We start from the raw sequence: 12,280 nt of genomic DNA, 5'->3' as shown, positions 1-12,280 counted from the left end.
CACGTTGCCGCCGTACGCGACGATGCGGCGCATGAAGACACGACTGATTGGCTATCTCTATCTCGCCGCCGCGATGGCAGGCGTCGGCAGCACCGTCATCGCGAGCCGTCTCGCGGCCGGCGGCCTGCCACCGTTCGCGGCCACCGCGTTGCGCTTCCTGATCGCGACGCCGCTGCTGTTCGCGCTGATGCGCGCGCAGCGCATGCGCTGGCCGCGCGTTTCCACGCGCGACGCCGTCTTGCTTGTCGTCCAGGCCGCTGCGGGCGGCGTCGGCTATACGGTGCTGCTGATCAGCGGCACGAAGCTGTCGTCGCCGCTCGACGCCGGCGTGATGCTCGGCACGCTGCCGGCCATGTCGACGCTGATCGCGGCCGTCGTGCTGCGCGAGCGGCAGACGCCGCGCGACTGGGTGGCCGCCGCGCTCGCCACGGCCGGCGTGCTGCTCGTCACGTTCGCACCCGGCCACGCGATGCCGTCGCTCCAGACGCTTGCCGGCGATGCGCTGGTGCTGGCCGCCGTCGCGTGCGAAGCCGTTTTCATCCTGCTCAACCGGCGGCTTGCCGCGCCGCTGCCGCCCCTCGCGCTGTCCACCGCGATGTCGGGCCTCGGCTTCGTGCTCGCGCTCGTGCCGGCCGCATTCGAATGGCGCGCGGTCGCAAACGGCTGGACCGTCGGCGCAGTATCGGCAATCGCCTACTACGCGCTGGTGCCGACCGTGCTCGGCTACCTGTGCTGGTACGCCGGTTCGGCTCGCACGAGCGGCACCGAGGCCGCGCTGTTCACGGCGGTCGCACCGGTCTCGGCCGTGCTGTTCGCGGTCGCGCTGCTCGGTGAAACGCTGAACGGCACGCGAGTCGCCGGCATCGCGCTCGTCGTCGCGGGCATGCTCGTCGGCGCGACGCGGCGGCGCGAGCGGCTCGCCGACGCGAACGATGCCCGGCCGGCCAGCCCCTCGCGCGCCACCGCGCAAACCACCGCGGACTGACCCGCGGTCAGCGCGGGATCGCGGCAACGGCGGCCATTCTCTCCCGTGACATGGCCCGTCACCCGTGCGCCACGGCGGCTGTAGGAATGTGTCCGGGTGCTGCAAACCGATTGCGCATGACTCCGCAAGATGCAATATTCGCGTGGCCGGAACCTTTGACAACCATCGAACGACAATCCGCCACGCAATGAACAGGAAGGAAGCCAAGACAAGAATCGCGGTGCTGCTCTCCGCAGGCACGCGAAAGGCCGACGCGCTCGCCGAACTGTCGGGACAAGGGCTCAAGGATCGCGTGCTCGCGCAGCTGATCGCGTCGCGCCCCGATCCCGAGCGCTGCCGCAAGAACAAGGTGCACGTCCGGATCCTGGTCGCGCTCGGTATCGCCCAACTGGCGATCAGCCTCATCCTCGCGTATTACTTCTTCGCGAGCGGCGCCGGCACCGGCCTCGTGGCCGTGTTCCTCGTGTTGACCGTGCCGCTGTCGCTGCTGTTCATCTGGGGCTTCGCAACCCATCGCGTCGGCGCCTATCACGCGTTCATCGTGTTGTCGCTGCTGCAATTGCCGAAGACCGTCGCCGAGCTCGGACGCGATCCGTCGACCGCACTGCCGAGCCTCGCGATCACGGCCCTGCTGGTGGGCTACGTCTGGTACGTGCGCAACCGGATGTTCCCCGACTACGGCTGGTTCACGCCGCGCAAGGTCGAAGGCCGCTACGCGTTCGTCGAACACGCCTGACGCCACCGGCGTCGGCACCGGCCGAAAAAAAGGCGCCGGGCCGCCCCGCAATCGCGGGACGGCCCGGCGCCTTCTGCATGCCGGAACCGGTCGGCTTACTTGGCCTTCTCAGCCGAATCGCTGATCGCCTGGCCGCCCTTCGAAATGTCCTGGCCCATGCCGGCGACCGTGTTGCAACCGGCGAGCGCGGCGGTCACCACCAGCAGCATTGCAGCAATCGTACGCGTCATTCTCATTCTCCTTCGAATCAACAAGCCCGACCGGGCGAATTGTTAGCGGCATGGCGCCCGGCACCATACCGGGCACGGGGCCTGACCTGATTATACGGAGACGGACGCCACGCGCCAGTACAACCCGCCGCGCGTTCCATGCCCCGCACTGCCGTTCGCGCAAATTTTCCTTGACTTCGTTGCGCCAGGAATTAATATACGCATCGCGTATATTTTCCGCCAGGAGCCGCCGATGACCGTTCCCCAGCAAGCCTTCCTCCGCGACGCGATGCGCCGCCTCAACATGACCCGCGAAGCGTTCGCCAATCGCATCGGCGTCAGCCGGCGCGCACTGGATACGTGGCTGCTGCCCGATGACTCGCAGGAATCGCGCGGGATGCCCGAGATCGTCGAGCGCTTTGTTTCGGAAATCGTCGAGCGCTCGGCGCCGGACGGCGGAGACTATACGCAAAGCGTAGACAAACAGGAGCTCTCGAAGCAGTTCCTGTTCGAAGGCAAGCCGCAATTGATCTCGGTCGACCAGTTCTCGCGCGAATCGGTCGAGGCGCTGTTCCGCGTGGCCGACGTGATGCAGCCGATCGCGCGGCGCCACAAGATCTCGCGCGTGCTGGAAGGCGCGGTGCTCGGCAACCTGTTCTTCGAAGCCAGCACGCGCACCCGCGTGTCGTTCGGCGCGGCCTTCTGCCGGCTCGGCGGCTCGGTGTGCGACACGACGGGCTTCACGTTCTCGTCGATGGCCAAGGGCGAATCGATCTACGACACGAGCCGCGTGATGGCCGGTTACGTCGACGCACTCGTGATCCGCCATCCGGAGAAAGGCTCGGTGGCCGAGTTCGCGCGTGCAACCAACCTGCCCGTGATCAACGGCGGCGACGGCCCCGGCGAACATCCGAGCCAGGCGTTGCTCGATCTCTATACGATCCAGCGCGAGTTTTCGCGGCTCGGCAAGATCGTCGACGGCGCGCACATCGCGCTGGTCGGCGACCTCAAATACGGCCGCACCGTGCACTCGCTCGTCAAGCTGCTCGCGCTGTACCGCGGGCTGAAGTTCACGCTCGTGTCGCCGCCGACGCTCGAGATGCCGGCATACATCGTCGACCAGATCGCGACGAACGGCCATGTGATCGAGCAGACGACCGACCTCGCGGCCGGGCTGCGCGGCGCGGACGTCGTCTATGCGACGCGGATCCAGAAGGAGCGCTTCACCGACGAGTCGTTCGAAGGCTATACACCGGATTTCCAGATCAACCAGGCACTCGTCGACTCGGTGTGCAAACCCGACACGCTGATCATGCACCCGCTGCCGCGTGACAGCCGGCCCGGTGCGAACGACCTGTCGGTCGACCTGAACCGCGACCCGCGCCTGGCCATCTTCCGCCAGACCGACAACGGCATTCCGGTGCGGATGGCAATCTTCGCGATCCTGCTCGGGGTCGAGAATCTCGTCCAGCACTCGATGCGCGATGCGACGTGGCGCCCGCCTGCATACCTCGGGCCGGAGGACGCAGTGTTCCACGGGATCGACTAACCTGCGGCCGGTGTTGCGCGCCTGAACGCGAGATTGCTTCGGTTCAAGGGCCGCACGCAGACGTAACGCACCCAGCGCGCCGGCTTGCACGGCGCGTTGTCATTTTCGGTGCCGGTAGCGTGGCGGCGGCCGACCCGGCGTCAGCTGGCCCAAGGGTCGATCACACGCAGGCCCGCTGCCTCGAAGGGCGCGACGTCGCGCGTGGCCACGACCAAGCCGTTCGCGGCGGCGGTTGCAGCGATGAAGCCATCGGCCGACGCCATCGCATTGCCGACCGCACGCGCCTTCGCACGAAGGCTCGCGTACGCCTTGCTGGCCGCATCGTCGAACGGCAAAATCCGGCCGCGAAACAGCGGCACGACGCGCTGCTCGATACTTTGCTCGAGCCAGTCACGCCGGCGTCCGTCCGGCAACGCCGCCACGCCGAAGCGCATTTCCGCCAGACTGATCGCGGCAAGAAACAGCGTCTCGACGTTCTGCGCGTCGAGCCATTCGATCACGGTCGCGTTCGGTTCGCGCCGCAGCGGCTCGGAAATGACGTTGGTATCGACGAGGATCATTCGAAGCTCATCGGATCGGTTGACGATGTATCGCGCCGAACGTCGAAATCGATGCCGCCCGCCTCCCGCCCGATTTCAGCCAGCAGCGTCCCGAGCCTGGGCCGGCCGCCGGGCCGAACAGCTTGCTCGAGAATGTCTCTCACCTCGGCCTCGGTACTGCGGCCATGTTGCGCGGCCCGGATTCGAAGCGCGCGATGCACTTCGTCGGGCAAATTTCGAACCGTGATCACGGGCATGATGCGCCTCACTACATTTGCTTGCAATGCAGTCATACTAACACCTTGCTGTCATTTGAGCCGAATGGAGATTCGACCACTGTAAGCCGTCCGCCACGCCCGTCCCATTCGGCCATTCGGCCATCCCGCCCGCCCCGCCAACCCTCAAAACCCCTCCGCAACATTCGTCAACAATTACCTTACAAACATAAACACGAACGCTTCTCATTCAACAAGAAATTACATAGAATGCCGCCTGAAAACAAATCGTAATAATTCCCGGCGGTATGCACATTTCTGCAGCGCACCGTCTCCGGGGCCACATCGCGAGGTCGAACGCATCATGAAGTCCCGTTCCGACGAGCTGAAGCTCGGTAAATTCACCACCCTGTGCAGCGTGCTCGCCGCGAGCCCCGCGTTCGCCGACGGCACGCCGCCCGCGGCCCCCGCCAGCACCGAAGGCCATCTCGCGCCGATCGAGATCAAGGGCAAGACTGAGCACAGCTACAAGGCCGACTTTTCCGCTTCCGCGAAATTCACCGCGCCGCTCGTCGACACGCCGAAGTCCGTCACCGTGATCCCGCAGGAGCTGATCCATAGCAGCGGCGCGTCGACGCTGACCGAAGCGCTGCGCACCGTGCCCGGCATCACGTTCGGCGCCGGCGAAGGTGGCAACCCGCTCGGCGACCGTCCGTTCATCCGCGGCTACGACACGCAGGGCAGCATGTTCGTCGACGGCATGCGCGACACGGGCGCGACCACGCGCGAGATCTTCAACACCGAGCGCGTCGAGATCACCAAGGGCTCCGACGGCGCGTACGGCGGCCGCGGCGGCGCCGGCGGCAGCATCAACCTGATCACGAAGGCGCCGCACCTCGGCACGACGGCCGCCGCGAGCGCGGGCCTCGGCACCGACCGCTATCGCCGCTTCACGGCCGACGGCAACTGGCAGTTCGCCGATCACGCCGCGTTCCGCCTGAACCTGATGAGCCACAACAACGACGTCGCCGGCCGCGACGCCGTCAACAACGAGCGCTGGGGCGTCGCACCGTCCATCGCGTTCGGCCTCGGCACGCCGACGCGCGTGACCGCGAGCTACTACCACCTGCAGACGGACGACATGCCGGACGGCGGCATCCCGTACTTCTACACGACGTCGAACAAGCCCGCGAACGTCAATACGATCTATCCGGCGCCCGTCGATCGCCACAACTTCTACGGCCTGATCGACCGCGATTTCCGCAAGACCACCTCGGACATCAGCACGATCAAGATCGAGCACGACATCACGTCTTCGCTGACGATCCGCAACACCACCCGCTACACGGAATCGACGCAGGACTACATCTGGACGCAGCCGGACGACAGCCAGGGCAACGTGGTGAACGGCAAGGTCTGGCGCCGCAACAACAACCGCGACAGCTCGATCAACAGCCTCGCGAACCTGACCGAGCTGTTCGGGGAATTCCGCACGGGCCCGTTCAAGCACAGCTTCACGACCGGCATCGAACTGTCGCGCGAATGGGGCAAGCGCGATTCGTACACGGTCGCCACCGACACCGGCAAGATCTGCCAGAAAGGCGTCGGCGCCGCGTCGGGCTACAACTGCACGAGTCTCCGGTCGCCGAACCCGAACGATCCGTGGGCCGGCTCGATCACGCGCAACAACGACTACGCGCATGCGCGCACCACGACGAAGTCGATCTACGGCTTCGACACGATCGAGATCACGCCGCGCTGGCAGGTCAACGCCGGCGTGCGCGTCGACGACTACTCGACCCGCTTCACCGATACGAAGGCCAACGGCGGCAAGACCTATACGCGCGACGACACGCTCGTGAACTGGCAGGCCGGCCTCGTGTTCAAGCCCGCGCAGAACGGCAGCATCTACGCGTCGTATGCGACGTCGTCGACGCCGGCCGGCATGCTGCTCGGCGAAGGCAGCGAAACGCAGTCGCTCACGCCGGGCCGCGGCGGCGTCGGCCCGAACGCCGATCAACTGTCGCCGGAAAAGAACCGCAGTATCGAGCTCGGCACGAAGTGGAACGTGCTGAACGACAAGCTGTCGCTGACGGCCGCGCTGTTCCAGATCGACACCACGAACGCGCGTGTGACGCTGCCGAACAACCAGTACGCGATGGTCGGCAACAAGCGCGTGCAGGGTCTCGAACTCGGCCTCGCGGGCCAGATCACGAAGCAGTGGCAGGTGTTCGGCGGCTACACGTACATGAAGAGCGAACTGCGTGACAACGGCAAGGACGCCGCGAACAACGGCAACCGCTTCCCGAACACGCCGAAGCACAGCCTCACGATGTGGTCGAACTACGACGTCACGCCGAAGTTCACGGTCGGCGGCGGTGCGTTCTACATGTCGGAAGTCTTCGGCGATCCGGCGAACCAGCGCGCCGTGCCGTCGTACTGGCGCTTCGACGCGATGGCGCAGTACCGGATCAACAAGAAGCTCGACCTGCAGCTGAACGTGAACAACCTGTTCAACCGCACGTACTTCGATCAGGCGTACCCGGCGCACTATGCGTCGATCGCGCCGGGCCGCTCGGCGTTCGTCACGCTGAACGCGCGCTACTGATCGATGGAGGCCGTGTCGCTGAAGGCGCTCGCGTCGGTATCGCCGCGCGAGTTCGCCGACATCCTGGCCGGGCCGCCCGAGCGTGCCGCCGCGTGGGTCGCGGCGGCCGCCGACCACGGCATCGTCGATGCGCAGGCCGTCTACGGCCAGTACCTGCTCGACGGGCACGGCGTCGCGCGCGATCCGGCGGCCGCGTTCAACTGGTTCCGGCACGCGGCGCGGGCCGGTCATCCGATGGCGATGAACATGCTCGGCCGCTGCTACGAGTTCGGCTGGGGTACGGCCGCGTGCGCGCCGGTGGCCGTGTACTGGTACCGGCTCGCCGCGCAGGCGGGGCTCGACTGGGGCATGTACAACTACGCGACGGCGCTCGCGCTCGGCAACGGCGTCGACGAGAACCGCACCGACGCGCTCGACTGGTTCCGCCGCGCGGCCGCACTCGGCCATGCGAAATCGATCAACCTGATCGGCGGTTTCTACGAAGATGGCTGGGTCGTGACGGTCGACACCGACGCCGCGTTCGACCACTATCGCCGCGCGGCCGAAGCGGGCGACTTCCGCGGCCAGTTCAACTATGCGCGGCTGCTCGCCGAGCGCGGGCACATCGACGAAGCGCTCGACTGGCTCGCGTGCGTGCCGGCCACCGCGACGCCCGCCTTCATCGCGAAGATGCGCGCGTATCTCGCGTCGTCGCCGGTCGCCGCTTTTCGCTCGGTGGCGCTGCAACTGGCGCCGCACGCAATGGAATCCGCCTCATGATGCTTCATATCCCCGGCGTATTGACCAAGGCGCAGGTCGCGCAATGTCGCGACCTGCTCGACGCGGCCGAATGGGTTGACGGTAACGCGACGTCCGGTGCTCAGTCGGCGCTCGCGAAACGCAACCGGCAGTTGCCGGAAGGCTCGCCAGTCGCGCGCACCGTCGGCGATGCGATCCAGGATGCGCTCGCACGCAATCCGCTGTTCTTTTCGGCAGCGCTGCCGTTGAAGGTCTTTCCGCCGCTGTTCAATCGCTATGCGGGCGGCGAGACGTTCGACACGCACGTCGACAACGCGATCCGGTTGCTGCGCGGCACGGATTTCCGCGTGCGCAGCGACCTGTCGGCGACGCTGTTTCTCGAAGAACCCGATGCGTACGACGGCGGCGAGCTGTGCGTCGAGGATACGTACGGCGTGCATCGCGCGAAGCTATCGGCTGGCGATCTCGTGCTGTATCCGGCATCGAGCCTGCATCACGTGACGCCGGTGACGCGCGGCGAGCGCGTTGCTTCGTTCTTCTGGATCCAGAGCATGGTGCGGGATGACGGCGACCGCACGCTGCTGTTTCAGCTCGATACGCAGATTCAGGCGCTTTCCGCGGAGAAAGGGGCGAAGGATCCGATGGTCATTTCATTGACGGGGATTTATCACAACCTGTTGAGGAAGTGGGCGGATGCGTGACGCGGCGCGCAAGACGTCGAACTTCACGCTACGCCACACACAAAAAGAGGACGCGGAACGCGTCCTCAAAATCAATAATTCGGGCATCACCGAAGTGACGCAACGGGATGCTATCGCAGCACGAAGATGTGTAGCAGTCCGATTACAAGCACCGTCACAATGGCGCCGTAGAAGGCAACCTTCGTTCGGAGGAAATCGAACTTGCTGGACCTCCGCTCGTATTCGTTGTCGAGGTTCCAGAAATCCGATATGGAATCAGGGCGATAGGCAAGATTCAGAATGACGATCGCTCCAGCCGCAACGAACAGGATCACCATCAGCACTGTAACGAACATTGACATCTCTTCTACCCAATCTCACTTGGAAGTCCATCGATAGAACTCATCCAGTTCATCTTGATACACGTCATTCACCATCTCTCCGGTGATCGCACCAGCGCTCGTGCCAATGTAGACGAGAATCGCGGCACAAACGGGCTCGGCCGGCCCGCACATGAACGACACGAACAGGCCTGCAATGCCGCCGCCCAACATCGAGCCTGCGATGATACTGCCCTGTCGCGCGGCCTCCTTTACTTTATCGTCTGCGTTGATGATAGCGCCAATCGCGAACAAGGAAGTCACGAGGATGGCAACCTTTGCCATAACCCGCATCTTGCGAATCGACGCGTTGACGTCATCATTCGGACGCCCCGCCGCTTCGATGACCGCATAGTAAACCTTGCTCCGCTCCAGTTCCGTCAGTTGAGAAAACGACTTACCAAATTGACGCTGCGCATACTTGTCCAGGTAGTAGTCGAACCCTCTCGACTTCAGCTTAATTTTCTCGGCGCCGGCGACGCCGATGGCAGACGTATATCGCCGATATTCGACAAACAGCTTGTCTCGCAATTGGTTGATATAGATCGCACCATCCTTTACGGTGATGTGTCCGCCATCGACCTGTTTACGAGTTTCGTCCGAAACCTCCTTAATGTGCGCCATGTAACGCTCGCGCGTCTTGCTATCCTTGATCGCATCGGCCGCAAACTTCGCCGCCACTGCTTCGAATTCAACGATGGCTGCTTCAAGGATGCCCTTTTCCAGCGTGTGTGTTTGCTGCGTCGCGTAGTTGCCTTCGTGGGTGATCTTGTTTTGCGCTTCAGTTGTGCTCACGACGACATTGCTCCCAGCAAACGATCAATAACGGAGCCACTTTGAGCGCCGCTCTCGTGGTGAATCTCAAGCTTTTCGCACACACTGCTGTTCGGTCGCTCGAACGCAATCATGTTGTTCGAGCCGACAACTCCGTGCTGGACGGATCCATCGGCAAAATGTGCTGTGCATTTCATCCCTTCGCAGCTTCCCTTTTCATCGAGCTTGAATCTAACCCAATGCTCGGGATCGGAAAGTGCAGCGATTGCAGCGGCGGCAGACGAGAAGCCCATGCTCGAAAGTCCTTCGCCGTCGTATTGCTCATACATCACGCTTTGCGACGGCAGCATCGTCGGCAACGAAAAGCACCCGCAAGAAACCTTGTCTCCTTCAAGCGCGACCTTCTGTCCCATCCACCCATCCGGAAACCGCGGACCTACCGGGACAATATGTCCGACCGTCTTGCATGCCGGACACGCTACTGACGCGCCAAGACGGGTCAACTCCTGGCCCAGGACCGATGTCGTCGCAATGCCGTCGACTACGACGCCCCCGGCTGTCGATTTGTCGCCTACTCTCAGATAATGTCTTTTCACAAGCGCCCTTTGATTATTCTTGGGAAAGTCTGTCTTTCTGTGTTCTATTACAGCTCGAGCATGGTATCGCAAGCTTATTGAAAGCACCATGCGATCTGACAGGACTGCAATTTGAATCAACAGCTCCCGGCAATCTCTGCGACTTCCGCCTCCACATTCGCGCGTCAGTTGTATCAAGCAGCGGCAGAACCAGTAGATTGTCCCTCTCGGCAAACTGCCCCCCTCTGCCAGTTCGACGACAGACTCCATGCGTAGCCACGTTGCGAACGAAGATGTCTTCGCTGCCCCGATCAGTTCCTCGTCGCTGCGAAGCTCTCGCGATGCCGCCAAATCAGCGACGGGCTGCGGTTTCTCGACAAGGCGACCTCGTGCTGTATCCGGCTTCGAGCCTGCATCACGTGACGCGGGTGACGCGCGGCGAGCGCGTTGCTTCGTTCTTCTGGATCCAGAGCATGGTGCGGGATGACGGTGATCGCACGCTGCTGTTTCAGCTCGATACGCAGATTCAGGCGCTTTCCGCGGAGAAAGGGGCGAAGGATCCGATGGTCATTTCATTGACGGGGATTTATCACAACCTGTTGAGGAAGTGGGCGGATGCGTAGCGTGAACCGGTAACGCCGCCCTTTCCGGTGTCACGCATTGCACACGCATGACACCCGGCGCTTGCATCGCGTCGAAATACGAGCCTAAAATGACCATCGTCAGATGACCATGCTCATATCATGATGCCGCACGCTCCCGTATCGAAATCCGAATTCAAGGCCCGCGCCCTCGAATACTTCCGGCTAGTCGAGGCGTCGGGCGAAAGCCTGATCGTCACCGACCACGGCAAGCCGACGCTCGAGATCCGGCCGTATCACGCACGCGAAGCTCAGCCGTTGGACATATTGCGCGGCTCGGTCATGCGCTACGACAATCCTCTCGATCCGATTGGGGAAGATGATTGGGAGGCGTCGCGGTGATCGTGCTGGATACGCATGCATTGGTGTGGTGGGTGGCGGGCGACCCTTCGCTCAGCAAGAAGGCGCGAAGCGCGATCGATCGCGCACGCAGCGAAGGTGCGCTCGCCGCATCCGCGATCTCCGCGTGGGAGATCGCGATGCTGGTGCGCAACGACCGCCTCGCACTGACGATGGATGTCGACGCATGGCTCGCCACCGTCGCGCAGATCGACGGCATGCGCTTCGTGCCGGTCGATGCCGACATCGCCGCGAAGTCCACCGACCTGCCCGGCACGTTCCACAAGGATCCGGCCGATCGCATGATCGTTGCAACCGCGCGGCGGCTCGGCGCGCAGTTGATTACCCGCGACGAAAAAATCCGCGCGTACGCGCACGTCAAGACGCTCTGGTGAGCGCCACCCGCCCGCATACGCAACCGCGGTACACGCTCCCGCCCAACTCTGGCATATTGGCGATTCGTCTGACCAAAACGACCACGGCCGCCCATTCGACATCGGCTTGTGGCCCGCCACCGTCATCGCGCTACTTGCTCGCTACCGTGATACCGCTCTCCGATCCCGCCGTCCGCTCGATCGCCCTGCAGGAGTCGCACGAAGGGTTCGTCGATCTCGCAGGCTTCCATGACCGCATCGCCGTCGATCTCGACCGCCGCGATATCGAGAGCAGGAGCCCGCATTTCCTGAAAGTGCGTTGCAGCGTGGCGGAACGGCTGATCGCCGCCGCGCACGCGCTGCCCGGCGACCTGCGCCTGTACGTCAAGGAAGGCTACCGCCCGCTGGCCCTGCAGCGCCAGTACTTCACCGAGCATCTCGCGCACCTGCGCCGGACGCTGAATCCGCTGCCGGACGAAGGCACGTTGATCGCACTGACGAGCCACTACGTCGCACCGCCGGAAGTCGCCGCCCATCCGACGGGCGCCGCCATCGACCTGACGCTGATCTCGGCGGAAGGCATCGAGATCGACATGGGTTGCATCATGAACGCCACCGACCGGGAATCCTCCGGCGCGTGCTACACGCACAACGTGTTCATCAGCCGCGCTGCCACACGCAACCGCCAGGTGCTGATCGCCGCGATGACCCACGCCGGCTTCACGAATTACCCGTCCGAATGGTGGCACTGGTCGTTCGGCGATCGCTATTGGGCCGTCATCCAGAACGAATCGCACGCAATTTACGGTCCCGTCGAGGAAAGCATGCTCGACGAAGTGTCGTGATGGCAGACGTTCCGGCCTGACGGGCGCGAATCGGTAACATCCTCACTTGCCGATCCCCGTGTGCTCCCGCACAATCGCAGCACCAGCCCCACT

The 12,280-nt window shown here is 63.8% G+C and carries 15 protein-coding genes and 2 pseudogenes; 10 read left to right on the top strand and 7 right to left on the bottom strand.

Features of this window, described 5'->3' with window-relative positions; all coding sequences use genetic code 11:
- Nucleotides 1-31: 31 nt before the first annotated feature.
- Nucleotides 32-985 (top strand): DMT family transporter, encoded by a 954-nt coding sequence (locus AC5LXX_RS20700; protein WP_493412914.1) that lies wholly within the window; start codon nucleotides 32-34, stop codon nucleotides 983-985.
- Nucleotides 986-1,172: 187 nt separating this feature from the next.
- Entirely contained in the window at nucleotides 1,173-1,721 is a 549-nt protein-coding gene (locus tag AC5LXX_RS20695) for a permease (RefSeq protein ID WP_493412913.1), read from the top strand.
- Between the two features lie 95 nt (nucleotides 1,722-1,816).
- Here AC5LXX_RS20695 and AC5LXX_RS20690 read toward each other — a convergent pair whose 3' ends face one another.
- Entirely contained in the window at nucleotides 1,817-1,951 is a 135-nt protein-coding gene (locus AC5LXX_RS20690) for an entericidin A/B family lipoprotein (RefSeq protein ID WP_034204471.1), read from the bottom strand.
- A 232-nt stretch (nucleotides 1,952-2,183) separates the two neighbouring features.
- Here AC5LXX_RS20690 and AC5LXX_RS20685 point away from each other — a divergent pair, with 232 nt between their 5' ends.
- Nucleotides 2,184-3,479, top strand: coding sequence for an aspartate carbamoyltransferase (locus AC5LXX_RS20685; RefSeq protein ID WP_493412912.1), 1,296 nt, complete (start codon nucleotides 2,184-2,186; stop codon nucleotides 3,477-3,479).
- Nucleotides 3,480-3,619: 140 nt separating this feature from the next.
- Here the strand turns inward: AC5LXX_RS20685 and AC5LXX_RS20680 are convergent, their stop codons facing one another.
- Together AC5LXX_RS20680 and AC5LXX_RS20675 are read right to left on the bottom strand one after the other, a co-directional pair.
- Nucleotides 3,620-4,039: a type II toxin-antitoxin system VapC family toxin gene (locus tag AC5LXX_RS20680; RefSeq protein ID WP_493412911.1), complete on the bottom strand. Its 420-nt coding sequence runs from the start codon at nucleotides 4,037-4,039 to the stop codon at nucleotides 3,620-3,622.
- Entirely contained in the window at nucleotides 4,036-4,275 is a 240-nt protein-coding gene (locus AC5LXX_RS20675) for a FitA-like ribbon-helix-helix domain-containing protein (protein ID WP_493413392.1), read from the bottom strand. The genes AC5LXX_RS20680 and AC5LXX_RS20675 overlap by 4 nt, the downstream gene beginning before the upstream one ends.
- A 322-nt stretch (nucleotides 4,276-4,597) precedes the next feature.
- Between AC5LXX_RS20675 and AC5LXX_RS20670 the strand changes: the two genes are divergently transcribed.
- From AC5LXX_RS20670 to AC5LXX_RS20660, 3 genes are read left to right on the top strand one after another with little or no spacing between them, the layout of a single operon-like run.
- A complete protein-coding gene (locus AC5LXX_RS20670) occupies nucleotides 4,598-6,841 on the top strand; it encodes a TonB-dependent receptor (protein WP_493412910.1) in 2,244 nt (747 codons plus the stop codon).
- A gap of 3 nt (nucleotides 6,842-6,844) precedes the next feature.
- Nucleotides 6,845-7,600: a tetratricopeptide repeat protein gene (locus AC5LXX_RS20665; RefSeq protein WP_493412909.1), complete on the top strand. Its 756-nt coding sequence runs from the start codon at nucleotides 6,845-6,847 to the stop codon at nucleotides 7,598-7,600.
- Complete coding sequence (locus tag AC5LXX_RS20660; RefSeq protein WP_493412908.1) at nucleotides 7,597-8,280, top strand: Fe2+-dependent dioxygenase; 684 nt, start codon at nucleotides 7,597-7,599, stop codon at nucleotides 8,278-8,280. Before AC5LXX_RS20665 ends, AC5LXX_RS20660 begins: the two co-directional genes overlap by 4 nt.
- 110 nt (nucleotides 8,281-8,390) lie before the next feature.
- Here the strand turns inward: AC5LXX_RS20660 and AC5LXX_RS20655 are convergent, their stop codons facing one another.
- The 4 genes and pseudogenes from AC5LXX_RS20655 to AC5LXX_RS20640 form a co-directional block, all read right to left on the bottom strand.
- Nucleotides 8,391-8,615 carry a hypothetical protein gene (locus AC5LXX_RS20655; protein ID WP_493412907.1) on the bottom strand — a complete coding sequence of 75 codons (225 nt, stop codon included), beginning with the start codon at nucleotides 8,613-8,615 and terminating at the stop codon, nucleotides 8,391-8,393.
- Nucleotides 8,616-8,636: 21 nt separating this feature from the next.
- Nucleotides 8,637-9,434, bottom strand: a complete 798-nt coding sequence (locus AC5LXX_RS20650) for a hypothetical protein (protein WP_493412906.1) — start codon at nucleotides 9,432-9,434, stop codon at nucleotides 8,637-8,639.
- On the bottom strand, nucleotides 9,431-9,826 hold the full coding sequence (locus AC5LXX_RS20645) for a hypothetical protein (protein WP_493413462.1): 396 nt from the start codon (nucleotides 9,824-9,826) through the stop codon (nucleotides 9,431-9,433). The genes AC5LXX_RS20650 and AC5LXX_RS20645 overlap by 4 nt, the downstream gene beginning before the upstream one ends.
- A gap of 12 nt (nucleotides 9,827-9,838) precedes the next feature.
- A pseudogene (locus AC5LXX_RS20640) lies at nucleotides 9,839-10,099 on the bottom strand (PAAR domain-containing protein); the annotation flags it as partial.
- 269 nt (nucleotides 10,100-10,368) lie between these two features.
- Here AC5LXX_RS20640 and AC5LXX_RS20635 point away from each other — a divergent pair.
- The 4 genes and pseudogenes from AC5LXX_RS20635 to AC5LXX_RS20620 form a co-directional block, all read left to right on the top strand.
- Nucleotides 10,369-10,611 (top strand): annotated as a pseudogene (locus AC5LXX_RS20635) (PKHD-type hydroxylase); the annotation flags it as partial.
- A 120-nt stretch (nucleotides 10,612-10,731) separates the two neighbouring features.
- Nucleotides 10,732-10,971 carry a type II toxin-antitoxin system Phd/YefM family antitoxin gene (locus tag AC5LXX_RS20630; RefSeq protein ID WP_175667392.1) on the top strand — a complete coding sequence of 80 codons (240 nt, stop codon included), beginning with the start codon at nucleotides 10,732-10,734 and terminating at the stop codon, nucleotides 10,969-10,971.
- Complete coding sequence (locus AC5LXX_RS20625; RefSeq protein ID WP_176049919.1) at nucleotides 10,968-11,363, top strand: type II toxin-antitoxin system VapC family toxin; 396 nt, start codon at nucleotides 10,968-10,970, stop codon at nucleotides 11,361-11,363. The genes AC5LXX_RS20630 and AC5LXX_RS20625 overlap by 4 nt, the downstream gene beginning before the upstream one ends.
- A complete protein-coding gene (locus AC5LXX_RS20620) occupies nucleotides 11,360-12,187 on the top strand; it encodes a M15 family metallopeptidase (RefSeq protein ID WP_493412905.1) in 828 nt (275 codons plus the stop codon). Before AC5LXX_RS20625 ends, AC5LXX_RS20620 begins: the two co-directional genes overlap by 4 nt.
- Nucleotides 12,188-12,280 lie beyond the last annotated feature (93 nt).

The sequence above is a fragment of the Burkholderia torrens genome (assembly GCF_984668525.1).
This window is presented reverse-complemented; position numbering and strand designations above follow the sequence as displayed.

Bases quoted from the DNA above. Each gene is read 5' to 3' on its own strand.
- AC5LXX_RS20700 (WP_493412914.1), top strand. From the start codon at position 32: ATGAAGACACGACTGATTGGCTATCTCTATCTCGCCGCCGCGATGGCA.
- AC5LXX_RS20695 (WP_493412913.1), top strand. From the start codon at position 1,173: ATGAACAGGAAGGAAGCCAAGACAAGAATCGCGGTGCTGCTCTCCGCA.
- AC5LXX_RS20690 (WP_034204471.1), bottom strand. From the start codon at position 1,951: ATGACGCGTACGATTGCTGCAATGCTGCTGGTGGTGACCGCCGCGCTC.
- AC5LXX_RS20685 (WP_493412912.1), top strand. From the start codon at position 2,184: ATGACCGTTCCCCAGCAAGCCTTCCTCCGCGACGCGATGCGCCGCCTC.
- AC5LXX_RS20680 (WP_493412911.1), bottom strand. From the start codon at position 4,039: ATGATCCTCGTCGATACCAACGTCATTTCCGAGCCGCTGCGGCGCGAA.
- AC5LXX_RS20675 (WP_493413392.1), bottom strand. From the start codon at position 4,275: ATGCCCGTGATCACGGTTCGAAATTTGCCCGACGAAGTGCATCGCGCG.
- AC5LXX_RS20670 (WP_493412910.1), top strand. From the start codon at position 4,598: ATGAAGTCCCGTTCCGACGAGCTGAAGCTCGGTAAATTCACCACCCTG.
- AC5LXX_RS20665 (WP_493412909.1), top strand. From the start codon at position 6,845: ATGGAGGCCGTGTCGCTGAAGGCGCTCGCGTCGGTATCGCCGCGCGAG.
- AC5LXX_RS20660 (WP_493412908.1), top strand. From the start codon at position 7,597: ATGATGCTTCATATCCCCGGCGTATTGACCAAGGCGCAGGTCGCGCAA.
- AC5LXX_RS20655 (WP_493412907.1), bottom strand. From the start codon at position 8,615: ATGTTCGTTACAGTGCTGATGGTGATCCTGTTCGTTGCGGCTGGAGCG.
- AC5LXX_RS20645 (WP_493413462.1), bottom strand. From the start codon at position 9,826: ATGGGACAGAAGGTCGCGCTTGAAGGAGACAAGGTTTCTTGCGGGTGC.
- AC5LXX_RS20630 (WP_175667392.1), top strand. From the start codon at position 10,732: ATGATGCCGCACGCTCCCGTATCGAAATCCGAATTCAAGGCCCGCGCC.